Here is a 1,397-nt window from a genome sequence, read left to right as displayed (position 1 = left end):
TTCGGGGTGAGATAAAGCTTACCGATGTCGATTTTCGGTTCTCAGATGCCGATCCGCTTGTTCTCAACTCAGTTTCACTCTCGATCGCTGCGGGCGAGCACGTGGCCATCAAAGGTCCTTCGGGTTGCGGTAAATCCACGCTCGCGAAAATCATGTTGGGTCTTCTGGAGCCCACTTCTGGTGCTGTCGCAATAGATGGAACGCCCATTCGAGAATTTGGCTATCAGAGATATCACGAGAAAATTGCTGCCGTCTTGCAGGACGACGTTTTATTCTCTGGTTCGATCGCCGAGAATATCGCTTTATTCGAGTCCAGTGTGGACCTTGATCGCATTCGCGAGGCTGCTGAAGTTGCGGCCATCGCAGAAGACATTGATCGCATGCCAATGCGTTATGAAACCTTTATCACTGAAAGGGGCTCAAACTTGTCTGGTGGACAGAGACAGAGGCTCTTGCTTGCGCGGGCGCTTTATCAAAAGCCCAGTTTATTGTTGCTGGACGAAGGAACATCCAGCTTGGACACTTTGCATGAGCGCAAGATCAATGACGCGATCAAGAAACTTGAGATTACAAGGATAGTAATCGCGCACAGGCAGGAGACGATTGAGCAAGCCGACCGCGTTTTCGAAATGAATGAGGGCTCCCTATCTGTCCTCGACCACGCTTCGATCTAGGCGGCAAATCAAACCGGGCACTCGCAGCCACGCTCCCCGGGTTACTGCGGACTTTTCTAGCCGCAGTCGCATCGGTCAATTGTCACCACCGACCGCCCCTTTAGCTTGCGTACGCATGAACTGGAGTATGGATAATGGTGATGGCTATTTGGTCCCCATCTTGGAACATCGTCGGAACAAGGGTTCGAAACACCACCCCCTCTCATGGCCGAAAGGCCATGCCTTTTCGCCGGGAACTCCCGGAAATCCGCCGCAGAGAGCAGTTCACAAATATAACCTGGTTAGAGGCTCGCAGTCCCTATTGACGAAGCACACCGTACGCAGCGGCGATGTCCGCTTCCGCAGAGAGCTCGTCTAATAGCGGACCGACTACTCCCGGCCCCTCACCCGCCGTTTCAAATGGCGTGCTAATTGGGCAATCGGATTGCACACGTTCAACCTTCACACTGCAAGCTGAACATACCCTAATCCGACCCTTGCGCCTTGGAATCATGAGGTTCACAATGTCGCAATGCAGACGCCAGAATGCGCTACGAAACTCCGATTTCTGCTTCCCCCATGCTTCCCCGAAGTGACCGACAAGGCGGGGAAGCGGAATTCGCATGATTGCGATCCGCTTAAGTGGATCAATATTCTTAAGAAAAATGGAGCGGGCGAGGCGATTCGAACGCCCGACCCCAACCTTGGCAAGGTTGTGCTCTACCCCTGAGCTACGCCCGCTCA

General features: G+C 53.3%; 1 protein-coding gene and 1 tRNA gene. One reads left to right on the top strand and one right to left on the bottom strand.

All coding sequences use genetic code 11. The features are described 5' to 3' along the window. Positions 1–674, top strand: a 674-nt coding sequence (locus A3736_RS05285; protein ID WP_156501985.1) for an ATP-binding cassette domain-containing protein, incomplete at its 5' end; no start/stop codon positions are given. Between the two features lie 645 nt (positions 675–1,319). Here A3736_RS05285 and A3736_RS05280 read toward each other — a convergent pair. Further along, positions 1,320–1,394 (bottom strand) — tRNA-Gly (locus tag A3736_RS05280). Positions 1,395–1,397: the final 3 nt, after the last annotated feature.

This window comes from Erythrobacter sp. HI0063 (assembly GCF_001635685.1).
GTDB lineage: Bacteria > Pseudomonadota > Alphaproteobacteria > Sphingomonadales > Sphingomonadaceae > Qipengyuania.
This window is presented reverse-complemented; position numbering and strand designations above follow the sequence as displayed.